This is a genomic window from Niallia sp. FSL W8-1348 (assembly GCF_038006745.1).
Classification (GTDB): Bacteria; Bacillota; Bacilli; order Bacillales; family Cytobacillaceae; genus Niallia; species Niallia alba.
Genome location: NZ_JBBOVV010000001.1, coordinates 1,161,546 through 1,175,638 on the forward strand (window position 1 = coordinate 1,161,546; position 14,093 = coordinate 1,175,638).

Below are 14,093 nucleotides of genomic sequence, written 5' to 3' on the forward strand. Positions count from 1 at the left end.
AAGACATTGTAGTTTTCTCATGGCTTGGGGCAGTAACGCTGCCTAAACGATATTGGTTACTTCAAGTTCACCAATATAGCTCAAAGGTGGTAAATTATTTTCCTTTGCTAGGAAGCTCGCACCTTTTCTTCCCTCTCTGCTAACAGTAAAAATAATTCATGTCCTTTTCATCGCTTGATTATTAAATTGTTAAAAAACAAGGCTGTTTTCGTAAAGTTTGTTGCGATTACACGCAGCCGGAATACACTTCGCTTTCCGTGGGGCTAAGCTTAAGCCTCCTCAGCTTCGCCTCCGGGGTCTCAGACTGTCTCGCTAATCCCTGTGGCGTCTTCGTGTATTCCGACTGCTCCATTTTTCCAACTAATTCTTTTTTCCTATTGAAAAAACAACAATCCTTTAGAAAACAGCCAAAAACAAAAAACGCACTCATCCCTAAAGAAAGGGACGAGTGCGTTTACCCGTGGTTCCACCCAAATTCCCATGAAAAACACATTGTGGTTTTCTCATGGCTTGGGGCAGTAACGTTGCGTCTACGGTATTGGATACTAGTTTGTTCCCCAATACAGCTCAAAGGTGGTAAGATACTCTTTCTGTGTTAGGAAGTTTTCAGCAATTCTTCCCTCTCTGGAAACCGAAATAGTAGCTCATGTCCTTGTCGAAGCTTTTCATGATCAATTTTTTTAATATTCTATTACAGAATGAGAAATTATGCAACCTTTGTTTTTATTTTTTCTGTTCCTTCAAACAATCGTATAATTTTGTAATAAATCACAGAACGGTTTGCTTATATAAGTAAACCGTTCTGTGATTTTCCCATAGACTGCTCTAAATTCAATAAGTATTTCTTTCGCCCTACTCCTCCACCATAGCCACCTAACTCACCGTTTGTGTTAACAACTCTATGACAAGGAATCAATATGGAAATTTGATTTGCACCATTTGCATTACCAACAGCTCTTACTAGATTTTTATTTCCTAATTCCTCCGCAACCTCTTGATAAGTCAATGTTTGCCCAGGAGGAATAGAGTTAAGTATATCCCAAACTTTCACTTGGAAAGGTGTTCCTTTTTTTAAAAGTGGGATGGTAAATTGAGATAGTCCCTTTGTAAAATACAGATTTAACTGCTGTACTAAATTTGTATTTATCTCAGTGTTTCCAGGTAAAATCCTAGCATTATGTTTCTCTCTTAATTTTTCAATTTCTTTTTCAAGACCTCTTCTATCTAGAAACTCTAACAAATATAGATAGTTGGCATCAGATAGACTAATCATTTTTCCAAGAGGTGTGGAGAATATATTTGCATTAATGATGGAAATGCTTGTCTTCTTAGGAGGGTTTCCCATAATTTTTGTAAACGCATCGTTAAATCCGCTGGGTGACTCATATCCCAATGAGAATTGTTGATCAATTACCTTTCTCCCCGTCAATATCTCTTTAAAAGCAAGCCCCATTCTACGTGATCGAGCATATTGTACAAATGTCATCCCATATATCTCTTTAAACATTCTTCTAGCAGTAGCAGAATGAATTCCTATTTCATGAAAGTCTGCTTCTTTCCATCGTTTCTCAGGATTTCTTTCAACAGCAGCTACCAAAATCTCGACCTCTTGAGGAATACTATTAGGATAAAACAAAGGATTACACCGCTTACAAGGCCGATAACCAGCTAACAAAGCCTCTTCTGCTGATAAAAAAAACTCGCAATTCTCGTATTTCAGTTTTCTAGCTGTACATGTTGCATGGCAAAAGACCCCTGTTGTTTTGATACCTGCAAAAAAGATCCCATCATATTGAGGATTCTTGTCCACTAAAGCTTTATAAAATTCTTTTTTCTTTTTTTCACAATTAATCATGTGTATAAGCCACCTTAATTTTGAGTCAATTTTATTTTGCCCCTGACTTTGGAGTTCTTTTAATGATTCAATTAGTTATTTCTATATCTTTTATTATAAGGATTTAATAAGGAGATACTTTCGAAAAATGAACAAGTATTTTTTTATTTACTCACTCAAAAAAAATGTTCTTTTAACCTAATTTCTAATTTTATGTTTAAAACTAATTGGTGAATAAAATTCAATTAAAAATATGTTAGCTATAGTTCTAATTCCACATATTCAAAGGGATGTAAGTAAATCATATCCCGAAGGTTATGGGATTGAAATAGAACCTTGGCTTGTAAACTTGATTCAAACCAAAAGAGTCAATGGTTTTCGTGGATTTATATTAACGTTAACTTTGAAGTACAACCTTCCATTGGTCATCATGTACTAGTTGGTAAAGACAGACTGACATATGAAATATCGTATGGTCCTGAGATAAAATTACTAGATCATACTCATTTAAAAACTTATAAACTGAAACTTCCATAAGTGGGGGTTTTCCTTCCTCCCCCACTTATGGTTAGTTGAACCAATATCCATTTAGGGAGACTATAAATCTCTAACATTGGATAAATTCCAACTATAACTGATTTTCTGAAATGCCCGTTTTAGTAATTAAAGTAGACCTTAGGAACACCTAAGGTCTACTTTAATTACTTGTTTTTCATGTAATTTTGATAATTCTTATTGCCACCAGAAAGATTATAAATATCATAGAATCCTAAGTTGCGTAGAACATTTTGTGCTGCATTTCCCGTTATTCCACCATTGCAATAAGTTACTGTAGGTAAGCTCGGATTAAGGTCTTTGCATTTGTCACGCAAGGCTCCTAAAGGTATATTAATGGCACTCTCCACTTTTGATACTTTATATTGTTCTGTGGAACGTGTATCAATTACCTGAATCTTTTCTCCTTTTTCAAGCCTATCCGTCAGTTCTTTCGGTGTAATTAGCTTATTTTTCTTTTCAATTGCATTCTGCAAGGCCATTCCAGTATACATAACTGGATCTTTCGTAGTACTAAATGGAGGTGCATAGGCAAGATCAAGATGAAACAAGTCTTCTGCTTTCGCCTTAAACGTGATAGCTGTTACAAAGACATCAATTCGTTTATCTACTCCTTCTTTCCCTACTATTTGTACACCTAAGATTCTTCCTGTTTGTCTATCTGCTATTGCTTTAATGAGTAACTCTTTTCCGCCTAGATACTCTGCTCTAGCTGGTTTAATATTATGGAGTATTTCAATATCATAACCTTCTTCTAATGCTTCCACTTCATTCATTCCAGTTTGGCCGACTGCTAAATCAAATACTCTTAATATGCCAGTTCCTAGAATACCTCGATGTTCTAAAGAGCCACCCGTTATTACGTCTCCAGCAATTCTCCCCATTTTGTTAGCTGTACTTCCTAATGGACGATAGATAGATTTTCCTGTAATAACTGAGTAACTTTCTGCCACATCACCTACAGCATAGATATCAGGAAGATTAGTCTGCATTTTGCTGTTAACAGCGATAGCTCCACTATTACCTAGTTCAACACCGATTTCCTTAGCCAATTTTGTATTTGGGCGAACCCCTGTAGCTAATATAACCATATCTGTTCCAATAAATTTTCCAGATTTAGTTTGTACATTCATCTTGTCTATAACTGTTACTTCCTCATTTAAGATTAGGGTGATACCTTTCTTTACTAGATGCTCTTCCACACGGGAAGCAATATCTTTATCCATATGTGTCATTACATGATTACTACGTTGTATAATCGTGACATCTAATCCTCTATGACTAAGTTGCTCCGCCATTTCTAACCCAATATATCCTGCTCCAATAATAGTAGCTTTCTTTGGTTGGTTTGCTTTCATATATTGATCAATTGCTACTGTATTTTGTATGGTACGTACTTGGAAAACGTGGTCTTCTTCTACTCCAGGAATATTAGGAGTTATTGGTGAAGCTCCTGTTGCAAATACCAATACATCATAAGTATCTTCTTTTATTTCATTTGTATCTAAGTTTTTCACTTGAATTTTTTTCTGCTTAGCGTCAATCTTAATAACTTCGTGACGAATAAAAATATCAACATTGTATCGCTTTTTGAACCAAGCAGCACTTCTTGGAGTTAATGTTTCTAATTCTTCTACTTCTCCGCCTAGAAAATAAGGAATGCCACATATCGAGTAAGAAATGTCATAATCTGCATTGTACAATGTGATATCCGCTGTCTCATCGTTTCTACGTGCTTTTGCTGCTACAGAAGTTCCTGCTGCAACAGATCCTATAATAATTACTTTCATGATTATACCCTCCGAATTTAGTATCTATATAAGATGTACACTTAGCTAACTTTCTCTATGACAGAATGGAAAGCCACAAATATAAACCGATTAATGTAATTAAAAGAGTTGGAATAGTTAAGATGATACCAGTTTTGAAATAGGTACCCCATGCTATTTTCACCCCTTTTTGAGATAAAACATGAAGCCATAACAAGGTTGCTAAAGAACCAATTGGTGTAATTTTAGGACCTAAATCAGACCCAATAATATTTGCATAAATCAATCCTTCTTTTACTACTCCAGTTGCGTTTGTATCGGCTATGGCTAAAGCATCAATAAGTACTGTGGGCATATTATTCATAATAGAAGAAATAATAGCAGCGATGAATCCCATACCAAGTGTTGCAACAAATAATCCTTGATCTGTAACTGCCTGAATAACACTAGAAAGCAGGTCTGTTAAACCGACATTTCGTAAACCATAAATGACAACATACATTCCAATTGAGAAAAAAACAATTGCCCATGGTGCACCCTTTACTACTTTCTTAATAGATACTACCGAGCTTCTTCTAGCAATTCCAAGGAAGATAATTGCGATTACTCCTGCAATGAGTGAAACCGGAATAGACAAGAATTCACTGACGAAATAACCAATGAGTAATACAGCTAAAATCAACCATGATAAACGAAACATCTTTAAATCTTTTATCGCATCTTGAGGTACTTTTAATTGGTTTAAATCATATACCTTTGGAATTCTTTTACGGAAATATAAATACAACACTAAGATACTTGCTACTAAAGAAAAAATATTTGGCACAATCATTCTGGAAGCATATTCTACAAAACCAATATCAAAGAAATCAGCAGAAACGATGTTAACCAAATTACTGACAACCAAAGGTAAAGATGTAGTATCGGCAATAAAACCACTTGCAATGATGAATGGAAAAACCATTTTTTCTTCTAACTTTAACGCTCTAACCATTGCTAAAACGATTGGTGTTAAAATTAGTGCTGCCCCATCGTTTGCAAAAAAAGCTGCAACAATAGCACCTAGAATAGCGACGTAAACAAACATCTTCAAGCCGTTACCACCAGCGAATTTTGCCACATGTAAAGCAGCCCATTCGAAAAATCCTATTTCATCTAGTATTAAAGAAATAATAATAATTGCGACAAAAGCCAGTGTTGCATTCCAAACAATGCCTGTTACGTCAATGACATCTTGGAAATCAACTACACCAACAAGAAGGGCTAAAATTCCACCCCCACATGCTGACCAACCAATCGAAAGATTTTTCGGTTGCCAGATAACTAATGTCAGTGTTAATAAAAAGATAATTATTGCTAATATTGTTTGTAACAAAGCTGTTAACCTCCACTAATTACATATAATTCTTAAACCCTTTTCCTCTAGCCATTGAAACTTTTCTCTCTGGCTTGGTACATGTTTTAATAACGTTTTTACTATTTCGTAGTATTCACTTGTTGTGCTTAAAGAATAGACCACCCACTGACCTTTTCTTTGTTCTTTTACAATTCCTAGATCCCTCATTTTCCTTAAATGCTGGCTTATAGAAGGCTGTGACATTTTGAAAATTTCAACAAATTCACATACACAACATTCCTGCTCAGCCAACATACTTACCATAGCTAATCTTGTTTTATCACCTAAAAGCTTTAATACATTTGCTGTTTCTTTTAATTCCAATTCATGTATCAATACTATTAACCTCCCATTCTATACCTTCACAAGAACATATAAGTATATTGTTATTTACTTATATGTATATTACAATAAGGAATACTAATAAGTCGTAGTGTCAGATAAATGTCACCACTTACATAAGTATATACTTATATGTTAATAAGAGAATAAGTTAATGTCAACTACATTAATCTATTTAATCACAGGATATACGCAATCCGTTATCCTCAAGCCATCTAAACTTTGCATTTTGATTCGGGACATAACCTAAAATATCTTTTATCACAGGAAAAAAGTGATTTTGTTGGTCAAGAGAGTAAATAACCCATTGGCCTTTTCTTTGTTCTTTAACTAGACCTGCATCTTTTAATTTTCTTAAATGTTGACTTACAGCTGGTTGAGTCATTTGAAAAACATCTACCTACTCACAAACACAACAATCATGTATCAGAAGCATTCCCATTATGGATAACCTTGTCCGATCACCTAGCAGGTTTAAGATATGAGCAGTAGATTCTAATTGTCCAGTAGTCATGTTTAATCACCAGTCCCCTTTGAATTAAGTTTATATTAAATGGATTTCCTATAGTTTTCAAGAAAATAAAAGCTAGTCAAGGTTTATTCACTATTTCATGTACCATATTAAAAAAATATAATATTCATTCCCTATTGCATAATTGCATAATTGCATGAAGATATTTGTATCTAGAATAAGATTATTATGCCTTTCGATTACCTAAAGGATAAAAAAAGTAGTAGTACTCTTGGAGACACTACTACTTAACAAAGTCTTCTATATGGTAGATTAATTAACTTAGATAAATTCTTTTACTACTTGTTCCTATATGGGGTTTTGTGCCGAAACTTATCAAATTACCATTTACTACTACTGTAGGTGTTACATTCTTAAGAATCTCGTCTTCACTATTGAACTCCCCCCACTTATCGACCTTGCGATCTGATTGAAGTGGGAGATTCTTGGGAACAGAGCGTACTTGTTGACGTATTTCTTTGCCAACAGAGGTTTCTCTTATTGACCAAGCTATCCCCATCGATTCCTACGGTTCTATATTTTGTTTAAGCCAAAACTAAAGTTCTTAAGCCTTCAGCTAGGATATTTTTGCTGGCATTTATATCTCTATCGTGATGTTCGTGGCAAACAGGACTAGTCCAATCTCTTATTTCAAGAGGTTTCTTGCCATCCTGATGTCCACAATCGGAACATATTTGACTGGACGGAAACCATCTGCTTATTTTTACGATTGTTTTACCGTACCATTTGGCTTTGTATTCTAATTTCGATACAAAAGCAGACCACGATACATCAGAGATTGATTTTGCTAACTTATGATTGCGTAACATTCCTTTCGTATTCAAATCTTCGATACAGACAATATCGTGGTTTTTGATGATTTCTGTACTGAATTTGTTAAGGAAATCGTCACGTTGATTCATGACTCTTTCGTGCAATCTAGCGACTTTACGTTTATAGTAGCATGCTGTCCAAAAAATGTTATATGAGCATTGGGATTTAGTTTAGCAGCGCGTTTAGCAATTTCTACTCCAGCATGTACCGCATTGAATAATGGGACAGATATGGCAATTAATCCTTTATGTAAAAATTTTTCTTCCACTATTCCCTCTACATAAGTATCTAATACGGAAACGTTAAGCATTAACAGCAATAGCTGTGATTTGTCCAATTTCTTCACTATTAAATCCAAGCTGCTTAGCCATCAGTACAGCATTCTTTAAAGCCCCCTGATCATTAAGCAAAGTTGCTGACGTTAATATAGCAACCACTTTTTCTCTTTCTGGTAAAGTACCACCTTCAACTGCTTCGTTAAAAAACGTATCAAAAATAGAATTTAATTGTGGGTTTAAAGATAACATATTAATCTATCTACTTATTAACTTTATTAGAGGATGGGACATAACTAAATAGATACTCTGTAAAGACGAACAATTTCTAATATAGCTAGTAAATAGCGGCTGCTTTCGCATACTTTTTACAAGAGGAAATATAATTAGTTGGAAAAACAGAGCAGCCGGAATACACGAAGACTCCTATGGGATTAGCGAGACAGTCTGAGACCCTGCAGGCCACAGGCCGAAGCGGCTCAGCGCGAGCCCCATGGAAAGCGAAGTGTATTCCGGCTGCGGGGAATCGCACCAAACTTCATGGAAACATCCTTTGAAAAACAAATAAAAGCCCGAACAATTATACGGAACATTCATTAGCATCTTCGTATAATTGTTCGGAATTATCCTTGGCTGGAATACTTATGTCCCAGCCTCTTCGTTATGTTAATTCGATGATATAACCTATCTTGAGAACTTTCAATTAAAAATTCTGAAAAAAACATCAATTCAATTATTGACAAATGAAACAGTTGTATTTTACAATTAATTTATTAAATACTAAAAAAGACTGGTGTTGTAATTATGACTAACATGGAAATAGGGCAAGATTTGTATCAATTTCGTCAAATGCTTCAGATTTTAATTCGTCGTTTTGGATTACTTGAAAAAGAAGGTGCCCAATGTTGTGGGGTTTCTTTAGTGCAAAGTCATATATTATTTGAAGTAGATCGTATTAAAAATCCTTCATTAAATGATTTGTCATCATCGCTCGGTTTAGATAACAGTACATTAAGCCGCCACATTCAAGGTTTAGTAGATCGCAATTTAGTAAGTCGTATCCAATCTTCTACTGATCGTAGATACGTAACCATTACACTTACTTCTGAAGGAAAGAAATATGAAGATGATATTGCCAAACAAATGAATATATACAATCAAGAAATCCTCTCTAACATACCTGTAAATAAGCGTGGTCAAGTTTTAGAAAGTATTGATTTAATTCTGGAGGCTATGCAAAACAGCAGTTGCTGTTAAAGCCCCTTTTTTCTCGGAAATAATAGTTGTATTTTACAACTATTATATAAATATTATTTTCATATTTTGATTTAGGAGGAAAACTTCATGTCAGAGGTGGTAACAAAGGTATTATTAGAATTTCTTTCATTAAGTAAGAACTTATTAGTATTATTTATTGGTATTTCATTCTTTATTAGCATTATTCAACCCTATGTACCATTTGAAAAAGTAGAAAAATGGATGAGCAGTAAGAATCCGTTTTTAGCCAACTTAGCGGGAGCTTTACTAGGATTTATCACCCCTTTTTGTTCTTGCTCCACTGTACCATTATTGGTTACGATGATTAATCGTAAAGTACCTTTCCAAACTGTTATGACTTTTTTATTTAGCTCTCCATTATTAGATCCATGGATTTTAGGCTTAATGGCATATATTTATGGACTTAAGGTAACCATTGTTTATTCCGTTACAACATTTGTCTTCTCCATGATTATCGGGTGGTACTTAGACAAAAAGAATTACAAAGAACAAGTTAAAAATGTAGTCATTAAAGGTGTTCTTCCAGAGCAAGATGAAAAACGTAGAAAAGATTTCAAATTGAATATTAAGGAATCCATTAAGGAGACAATAGATTTAATCCGCTCCGTTCTAGTATATATATTAATTGGGGCATTAGTAGGAGCCATTATCAAAGAAGCCGTGCCAACTAACTTCTTTAACCTTATCTCTGAACATAATCAATTATGGGTAATTCCTTTGGCAGCTATTATTGGGATTCCTCTATATGTTCGTCTATCAACAATGTTACCACTAGCTCAAGCCTTAATGGTTAATGGATTCCCAATTGCTCCTACTATGGCATTGCTGATAGGAGGTGCTGGAGCAAGTTTACCGGAAATAATAATGTTGAAAAGTATCTTCCGTACTAAATTAATAAATGCTTTTGTAATATCTGTATTCCTAATGGCTACTGTATCTGGATATTTATTTTTAATACTAACTTAAATGGAGGTTTTTAATAATGGGACTAATGTCAATTTTTAAAGGAAATAAAAAAGAGAAAGATTGCTGCAATATAGAAATTGTGGAAGTTATTAATGAAAATACTAATTGTTGTTCAAGTGAAGAAAAGAAAGAAGCTTAGGGACAGATAAACACTATAGCATTTGCTAACAGTATATTATCATAAGTCAATCGTTTAATTGTTATTATTCAAAGCCATATCACTTAAGCGATATGGCTTTGAATTTTCCTGGTATACATTATTTCAGTACTTTACCTTACTTTAGCTTAATTTTTATCATAATTTTACGATAATCCTTCTTAGATCGAATGATGATATAATAAAAAAACGTCTAACCCCTTTTGTATCAAGGATTTAGACGCTTAGTATCCAAAATTAAAATTATTTTTTTCCTTTTAAAATAACTTTGTAATTAATAAATCGCTATTGGCCCATATGGACCATCCATAATTTCTATTTTCGTTTCAAAAATATCTGTCAAAACTACTGGGTCCATTATCTCCTCTACTGTTCCAAAAGCAGCAATTTGTCCATCTTTCATAGCACAAATTCTATCAGAATATTTAGCTGCAAAATTTATATCATGCATAACAGTCACAATAGTTCTTCCAAATTCATTAGCAGCATGCCTTAGATGTTCCATCATTTGAACAGAACGAGCAACATCAAGATTGTTTAAAGGCTCGTCCAAAAGTACATATTCCGTCTCTTGGCACAAAACCATTGCTACATATGCTCTTTGTCTTTGACCACCCGAAAGCTCATCTAAATATCTATTTTCTAGAGCAGTCAAGTCTAAAAAATCGATATATTTAGAAATAATAGCCTCATCCTCTTTTGTTAATCGACCCTTTGAATAAGGGAAACGCCCAAATCCAACCAGCTGTCTAATAGTAAGCCTAGTTACAAAATAATTTTCTTGTCGCAAAATAGTTAATATCTTTGCTAAGTCATTTGATTTAGATTTAGAAACATCCATACTCGCCACCTGTATTTGGCCTTCAGTCATCTCTAAAAGTCTTCCAATCATTAAAAGCGTCGTTGACTTTCCAGCACCATTTGGTCCAATTAAAGAAGTAAGACCAGCTTTTGGTATTTCAATATTCAAAGGTCCTATTTTCACCTTATCATTATATAATTTTCTAACATTATTAATCTTTATCATAGAGCCCTCTTCCTTAATATTACAATTAAAAATATTATTCCACCAAATAGTTCGATAATAACGGAAACGACACCTTGAGCATGAAATACATGATACATTAAAAAGTACGCACTCGTAATGATCAAAAATCCTATAGCAAGAGCCATCGGAAAAATATATCTGTGATCATAAGTTGGAGCCGCTTGATAACTCAGCGTTGCAACTAAAAATCCATAGAAAGTAAGTGGTCCTATCAAAGCCGTTGAAATAGACATTAAAATAGAAACTAATACAAGTACATAAATAATACTAGATTGATATTTTACTCCCAAAGAAGTAGAGACATCCTTTCCAAGTGACAAAGCATTTAATTTCTTAGAATAAACAAGAAGTAATAATGCTATAACTATTACCATTGGAATAACAACAGGAAAATATTCTGAATCTGCATTATTGACAGAACCAAATAATTTTGCCTGTAAAATATCAAACTCAGAAGGAGCTAGAATTCTTCTCATAAAAGTGGACACAGAATTCAGCCCTGTTCCAATAATAATTCCAACCAACAGCATGAGTTGCAAGTTCCCATACTTTCCAGATAGTAACCATCCATATAATATCAAACTCATCAAGACCATAACAATAACTTGTAATACAAATGGTCCAATACCAGTAAAATTTATCAGTGCACTAGCACCAAAGAAAAATATTGTACTAGTATGAATGGTTGAATATAGTGATTCAAATCCTAAAAGGGAAGGGGTAATAATTCTATTATTCGTAATCGATTGGAAAGCAACGGTCGACAAACTCTGACAAACTGCCGCAATAATCATAGCAACAACTGCTACTATTCTTCTCATAACAACGGGAATAAAAGAAGGTGAATTTACTGGAACTGGATTGTTATATACTAAAAGTCCATAGGAAGACAGGAGACCCAAAGCAATAAAAGTTATCAGCAGAATCCAATATCTTTTTTCCTCTTTCTTAGAACGAAAAGCTCTAGCTGATCTTTTTTCATTATGAAGGCTAGAATCAATTGCAACATATTCTTTATTTCTATACTCCAATACGTTCATCATAGCCTCCTTTGTTTTCTCTGTCTCAATAATATAGTAATAAATACGACAGACCCTACTGTTCCAAGTATTAAAGATACAGGTACTTCAAAAGGCATAATAATGGTTCTAGAAATGATATCACAAAGAGTTATAGTACCCATTCCTATCATACATACCCAAGGCAAATTACTCCTAAGATCATCTCCTCTAAACATGGAAACAATATTTGGTACTATTAAACCTAGAAAAGGTAAGTTTCCTATAACAGCTGCAACTATTCCAACTGCAAAAGAAATCAAAGCAGTGCCCAAAAGAACGATCCTATTGTAATTTAATCCAAGACTTGTTGCAACATCTTCCCCAAGTCCAGCTAAAGTCAATCTATTTGCATAAAGAAAAATAAGAATAGTAACTATAACAATAAACCATAAATATTCATATCTTCCCACTTGAACTGCCGCAAAAGAACCTACAAACCAACTTTCAATATTTTGTGTCATTTGAAAAGTGAGTCCAATAAAAGTGGAAACTGCAGAAATGACTGCTCCAAGCATCATTCCAATAATCGGTACAATTAAAGACGAACGAAGTTTAACTCTTCTTAAAAACAAAAAGAAAATCATCGTTCCTATAAAAGAAAAAATGATTGCACCAGTCATTCTTAGAACTAAGGATGGGGAAGGAAACAATAAATAAACAAGCAGAAGTCCTAAACCTGACCATTCACTTGTTCCTGTTGTGGTAGGTTCAACAAAACGGTTCTGTGTAATTAATTGCATTACGAGTCCAGCCATCGCCATTGCAGCTCCAGTAAGCATTAGTGCTACTGTTCTTGGAACTCGAGTGATGAAAAACATATCCATACCATCCTCTTGCCCCCTTATATCATAGACTCCAGTAAACAGTGATATAATTCCTAAAATCATAACAACTATACTCGTTATTATAAAAGGTTTTGTACAGATTATATTATGGTTATAAAGCTGGGGCTGAGAACTTTTCTCAACCCCGGCAATTTTGTTTATTGTCTTTTTCAACACTATGTTATACTCCCTTAGACTACTTAGCTAAAACACTTGCAAGGTTTTCAAATAACTCTATATACGTTTGAATTGATTCATTTGTGTAAGTATCAGTTGGTGCATATACGATCTGTCCCTTAGATACAGCAGTAGTGTTTTGAAGAGCTGGTGATTTTTCAATTACATCTTTAGCTGGAACTGATTCCGCTGCCGCAGATGTTGCAGCATCACGATCTAGTACGAAAAGCCAATCAGGATTACTTTGTGCAATAGCTTCAACAGAAACTTCATCACCTTGATGATCTGAAGAAGACTCGTCCACTTCTAATGCTGGAGCCCAATCAAAAATTTCATACATTGGTCCCCAAACGCGTCCAGAATGAGGAGCGGCAAAACCAATGTCTCCACCAGAAACGATTACACTCATTACTTTATCTGTTCCATTATATGCAGATTTAGCATCTTCAATAGCTTTATCAAAATCAGCGATCAATTGTTCAGCTTCTTCTTTTTTATCAAAAATTTGTGCTAAAGAATTTGTAGTATCCTTAAATCCATTTACAAAGTTTTCTCCAGGTGTATCCGTTTCCTCAGAAACATCAAAATTAAGATCAATAACAGCCACATTTGGCACTAATTTTTTTATCTCTTCATAATAGCTAGCAAATCTTTGACCGATTATTACAAGGTCAGGGTCTGCTGCTGCTATAATTTCAAGATTTGGCTCGCGGTGATTTCCAATATTTCGAACTGATTCATCTTTAACATATGCAGAATCCGCAGGCATTACATCTTTTGGAGCAGCCACTAATTCAACTCCCCAATCAGCTAAAGTTTCAAAAGTTCTATTATCCAACGAAACTACCTTTTTTGGGTTTACAGGAACAGTAACAGTTCCGTGAGTATCAGTAATTTCAACCGTCGATGCTTCAGTAGAATCCTTTTCTTGCCCATTAGTTTCCGTTTTACCACTTCCATTACTTGAATTGGAGCAAGCTGCCAATATCAAAGTAAAAATTGCTAAAATAACAGTTAATTTAAATTTCCCCATTTTTTATATACTCTCCCTTTATAAGATTTATAA

Annotated in this window: 13 protein-coding genes, 3 pseudogenes and 2 other annotated features (1 of these 18 only partly in view); of the genes and pseudogenes, 4 read left to right on the plus strand and 12 right to left on the minus strand. The window is 34.3% G+C overall.

The window, feature by feature from the left end; translation table 11 throughout:
- Positions 1–180, minus strand: a binding site (T-box leader); it reaches 48 nt to the left of the window's first position.
- A 257-nt stretch (positions 181–437) separates the two neighbouring features.
- Positions 438–668, minus strand: a binding site (T-box leader).
- A gap of 116 nt (positions 669–784) precedes the next feature.
- Positions 785–1,855: a bifunctional transcriptional activator/DNA repair enzyme AdaA gene (locus NST60_RS05485; RefSeq protein ID WP_341098327.1), complete on the minus strand. Its 1,071-nt coding sequence runs from the start codon at positions 1,853–1,855 to the stop codon at positions 785–787.
- Positions 1,856–2,170: 315 nt separating this feature from the next.
- Here NST60_RS05485 and NST60_RS26740 point away from each other — a divergent pair, with 315 nt between their 5' ends.
- Positions 2,171–2,371, plus strand: coding sequence for a DUF3888 domain-containing protein (locus tag NST60_RS26740; RefSeq protein ID WP_084668632.1), 201 nt, complete (start codon positions 2,171–2,173; stop codon positions 2,369–2,371).
- A 164-nt stretch (positions 2,372–2,535) separates the two neighbouring features.
- Here the strand turns inward: NST60_RS26740 and NST60_RS05490 are convergent, their stop codons facing one another.
- The 7 genes and pseudogenes from NST60_RS05490 to NST60_RS05520 all read right to left on the minus strand — a co-directional run bounded on the left by NST60_RS05490 (position 2,536) and on the right by NST60_RS05520 (position 7,768).
- Positions 2,536–4,179 carry an FAD-dependent oxidoreductase gene (locus tag NST60_RS05490; RefSeq protein ID WP_016201870.1) on the minus strand — a complete coding sequence of 548 codons (1,644 nt, stop codon included), beginning with the start codon at positions 4,177–4,179 and terminating at the stop codon, positions 2,536–2,538.
- Between the two features lie 55 nt (positions 4,180–4,234).
- The gene (locus tag NST60_RS05495) at positions 4,235–5,533 is read right to left on the minus strand and encodes an arsenic transporter (RefSeq protein ID WP_016201869.1); all 1,299 of its coding nucleotides are present in this window, start codon (positions 5,531–5,533) and stop codon (positions 4,235–4,237) included.
- Positions 5,534–5,548: 15 nt separating this feature from the next.
- Positions 5,549–5,878 carry an ArsR/SmtB family transcription factor gene (locus NST60_RS05500; RefSeq protein WP_016201868.1) on the minus strand — a complete coding sequence of 110 codons (330 nt, stop codon included), beginning with the start codon at positions 5,876–5,878 and terminating at the stop codon, positions 5,549–5,551.
- Positions 5,879–6,071: 193 nt separating this feature from the next.
- Positions 6,072–6,410: pseudogene (locus tag NST60_RS05505) on the minus strand (ArsR/SmtB family transcription factor).
- Positions 6,411–6,952: 542 nt separating this feature from the next.
- Positions 6,953–7,363, minus strand: a pseudogene (locus tag NST60_RS05510) (RNA-guided endonuclease TnpB family protein); the annotation flags it as partial.
- A pseudogene (locus NST60_RS05515) lies at positions 7,348–7,545 on the minus strand (arsinothricin biosynthesis radical SAM protein ArsL); the annotation flags it as partial. The pseudogenes NST60_RS05515 and NST60_RS05510, both read right to left, overlap by 16 nt.
- Positions 7,544–7,768: a carboxymuconolactone decarboxylase family protein gene (locus tag NST60_RS05520; protein ID WP_016205525.1), complete on the minus strand. Its 225-nt coding sequence runs from the start codon at positions 7,766–7,768 to the stop codon at positions 7,544–7,546. The pseudogene NST60_RS05515 and the gene NST60_RS05520, both read right to left, overlap by 2 nt.
- A gap of 552 nt (positions 7,769–8,320) precedes the next feature.
- On the opposite strand from NST60_RS05520, the gene NST60_RS05525 reads away from it, so the two are divergent.
- The 3 genes from NST60_RS05525 to NST60_RS05535 all read left to right on the plus strand — a co-directional run bounded on the left by NST60_RS05525 (position 8,321) and on the right by NST60_RS05535 (position 9,899).
- Positions 8,321–8,773, plus strand: coding sequence for a MarR family winged helix-turn-helix transcriptional regulator (locus NST60_RS05525; protein ID WP_016201864.1), 453 nt, complete (start codon positions 8,321–8,323; stop codon positions 8,771–8,773).
- A gap of 87 nt (positions 8,774–8,860) precedes the next feature.
- Complete coding sequence (locus NST60_RS05530) at positions 8,861–9,760, plus strand: permease (RefSeq protein ID WP_341098332.1); 900 nt, start codon at positions 8,861–8,863, stop codon at positions 9,758–9,760.
- A 16-nt stretch (positions 9,761–9,776) separates the two neighbouring features.
- The gene (locus NST60_RS05535) at positions 9,777–9,899 is read left to right on the plus strand and encodes a hypothetical protein (protein ID WP_016201863.1); all 123 of its coding nucleotides are present in this window, start codon (positions 9,777–9,779) and stop codon (positions 9,897–9,899) included.
- 292 nt (positions 9,900–10,191) lie between these two features.
- On the opposite strand, the gene NST60_RS05540 is transcribed toward NST60_RS05535, so the two are convergent.
- From NST60_RS05540 to NST60_RS05555, 4 genes are all read right to left on the minus strand, one after another.
- On the minus strand, positions 10,192–10,944 hold the full coding sequence (locus NST60_RS05540) for an iron ABC transporter ATP-binding protein (RefSeq protein WP_016201862.1): 753 nt from the start codon (positions 10,942–10,944) through the stop codon (positions 10,192–10,194).
- Positions 10,941–12,005 (minus strand): iron chelate uptake ABC transporter family permease subunit, encoded by a 1,065-nt coding sequence (locus NST60_RS05545; RefSeq protein WP_169189623.1) that lies wholly within the window; start codon positions 12,003–12,005, stop codon positions 10,941–10,943. Before NST60_RS05545 ends, NST60_RS05540 begins: the two co-directional genes overlap by 4 nt.
- A complete protein-coding gene (locus NST60_RS05550; RefSeq protein WP_224427985.1) occupies positions 12,005–12,922 on the minus strand; it encodes an ABC transporter permease in 918 nt (305 codons plus the stop codon). Before NST60_RS05550 ends, NST60_RS05545 begins: the two co-directional genes overlap by 1 nt.
- Before the next feature lie 124 nt (positions 12,923–13,046).
- Complete coding sequence (locus NST60_RS05555; protein WP_016201859.1) at positions 13,047–14,060, minus strand: siderophore ABC transporter substrate-binding protein; 1,014 nt, start codon at positions 14,058–14,060, stop codon at positions 13,047–13,049.
- Positions 14,061–14,093: the final 33 nt, after the last annotated feature.

Bases quoted from the DNA above. Each gene is read 5' to 3' on its own strand.
- NST60_RS05485 (WP_341098327.1), bottom strand. From the start codon at position 1,855: ATGATTAATTGTGAAAAAAAGAAAAAAGAATTTTATAAAGCTTTAGTG.
- NST60_RS05490 (WP_016201870.1), bottom strand. From the start codon at position 4,179: ATGAAAGTAATTATTATAGGATCTGTTGCAGCAGGAACTTCTGTAGCA.
- NST60_RS05520 (WP_016205525.1), bottom strand. From the start codon at position 7,768: ATGTTATCTTTAAACCCACAATTAAATTCTATTTTTGATACGTTTTTT.
- NST60_RS05525 (WP_016201864.1), top strand. From the start codon at position 8,321: ATGACTAACATGGAAATAGGGCAAGATTTGTATCAATTTCGTCAAATG.
- NST60_RS05530 (WP_341098332.1), top strand. From the start codon at position 8,861: ATGTCAGAGGTGGTAACAAAGGTATTATTAGAATTTCTTTCATTAAGT.
- NST60_RS05535 (WP_016201863.1), top strand. From the start codon at position 9,777: ATGGGACTAATGTCAATTTTTAAAGGAAATAAAAAAGAGAAAGATTGC.
- NST60_RS05540 (WP_016201862.1), bottom strand. From the start codon at position 10,944: ATGATAAAGATTAATAATGTTAGAAAATTATATAATGATAAGGTGAAA.
- NST60_RS05545 (WP_169189623.1), bottom strand. From the start codon at position 12,005: ATGAACGTATTGGAGTATAGAAATAAAGAATATGTTGCAATTGATTCT.
- NST60_RS05555 (WP_016201859.1), bottom strand. From the start codon at position 14,060: ATGGGGAAATTTAAATTAACTGTTATTTTAGCAATTTTTACTTTGATA.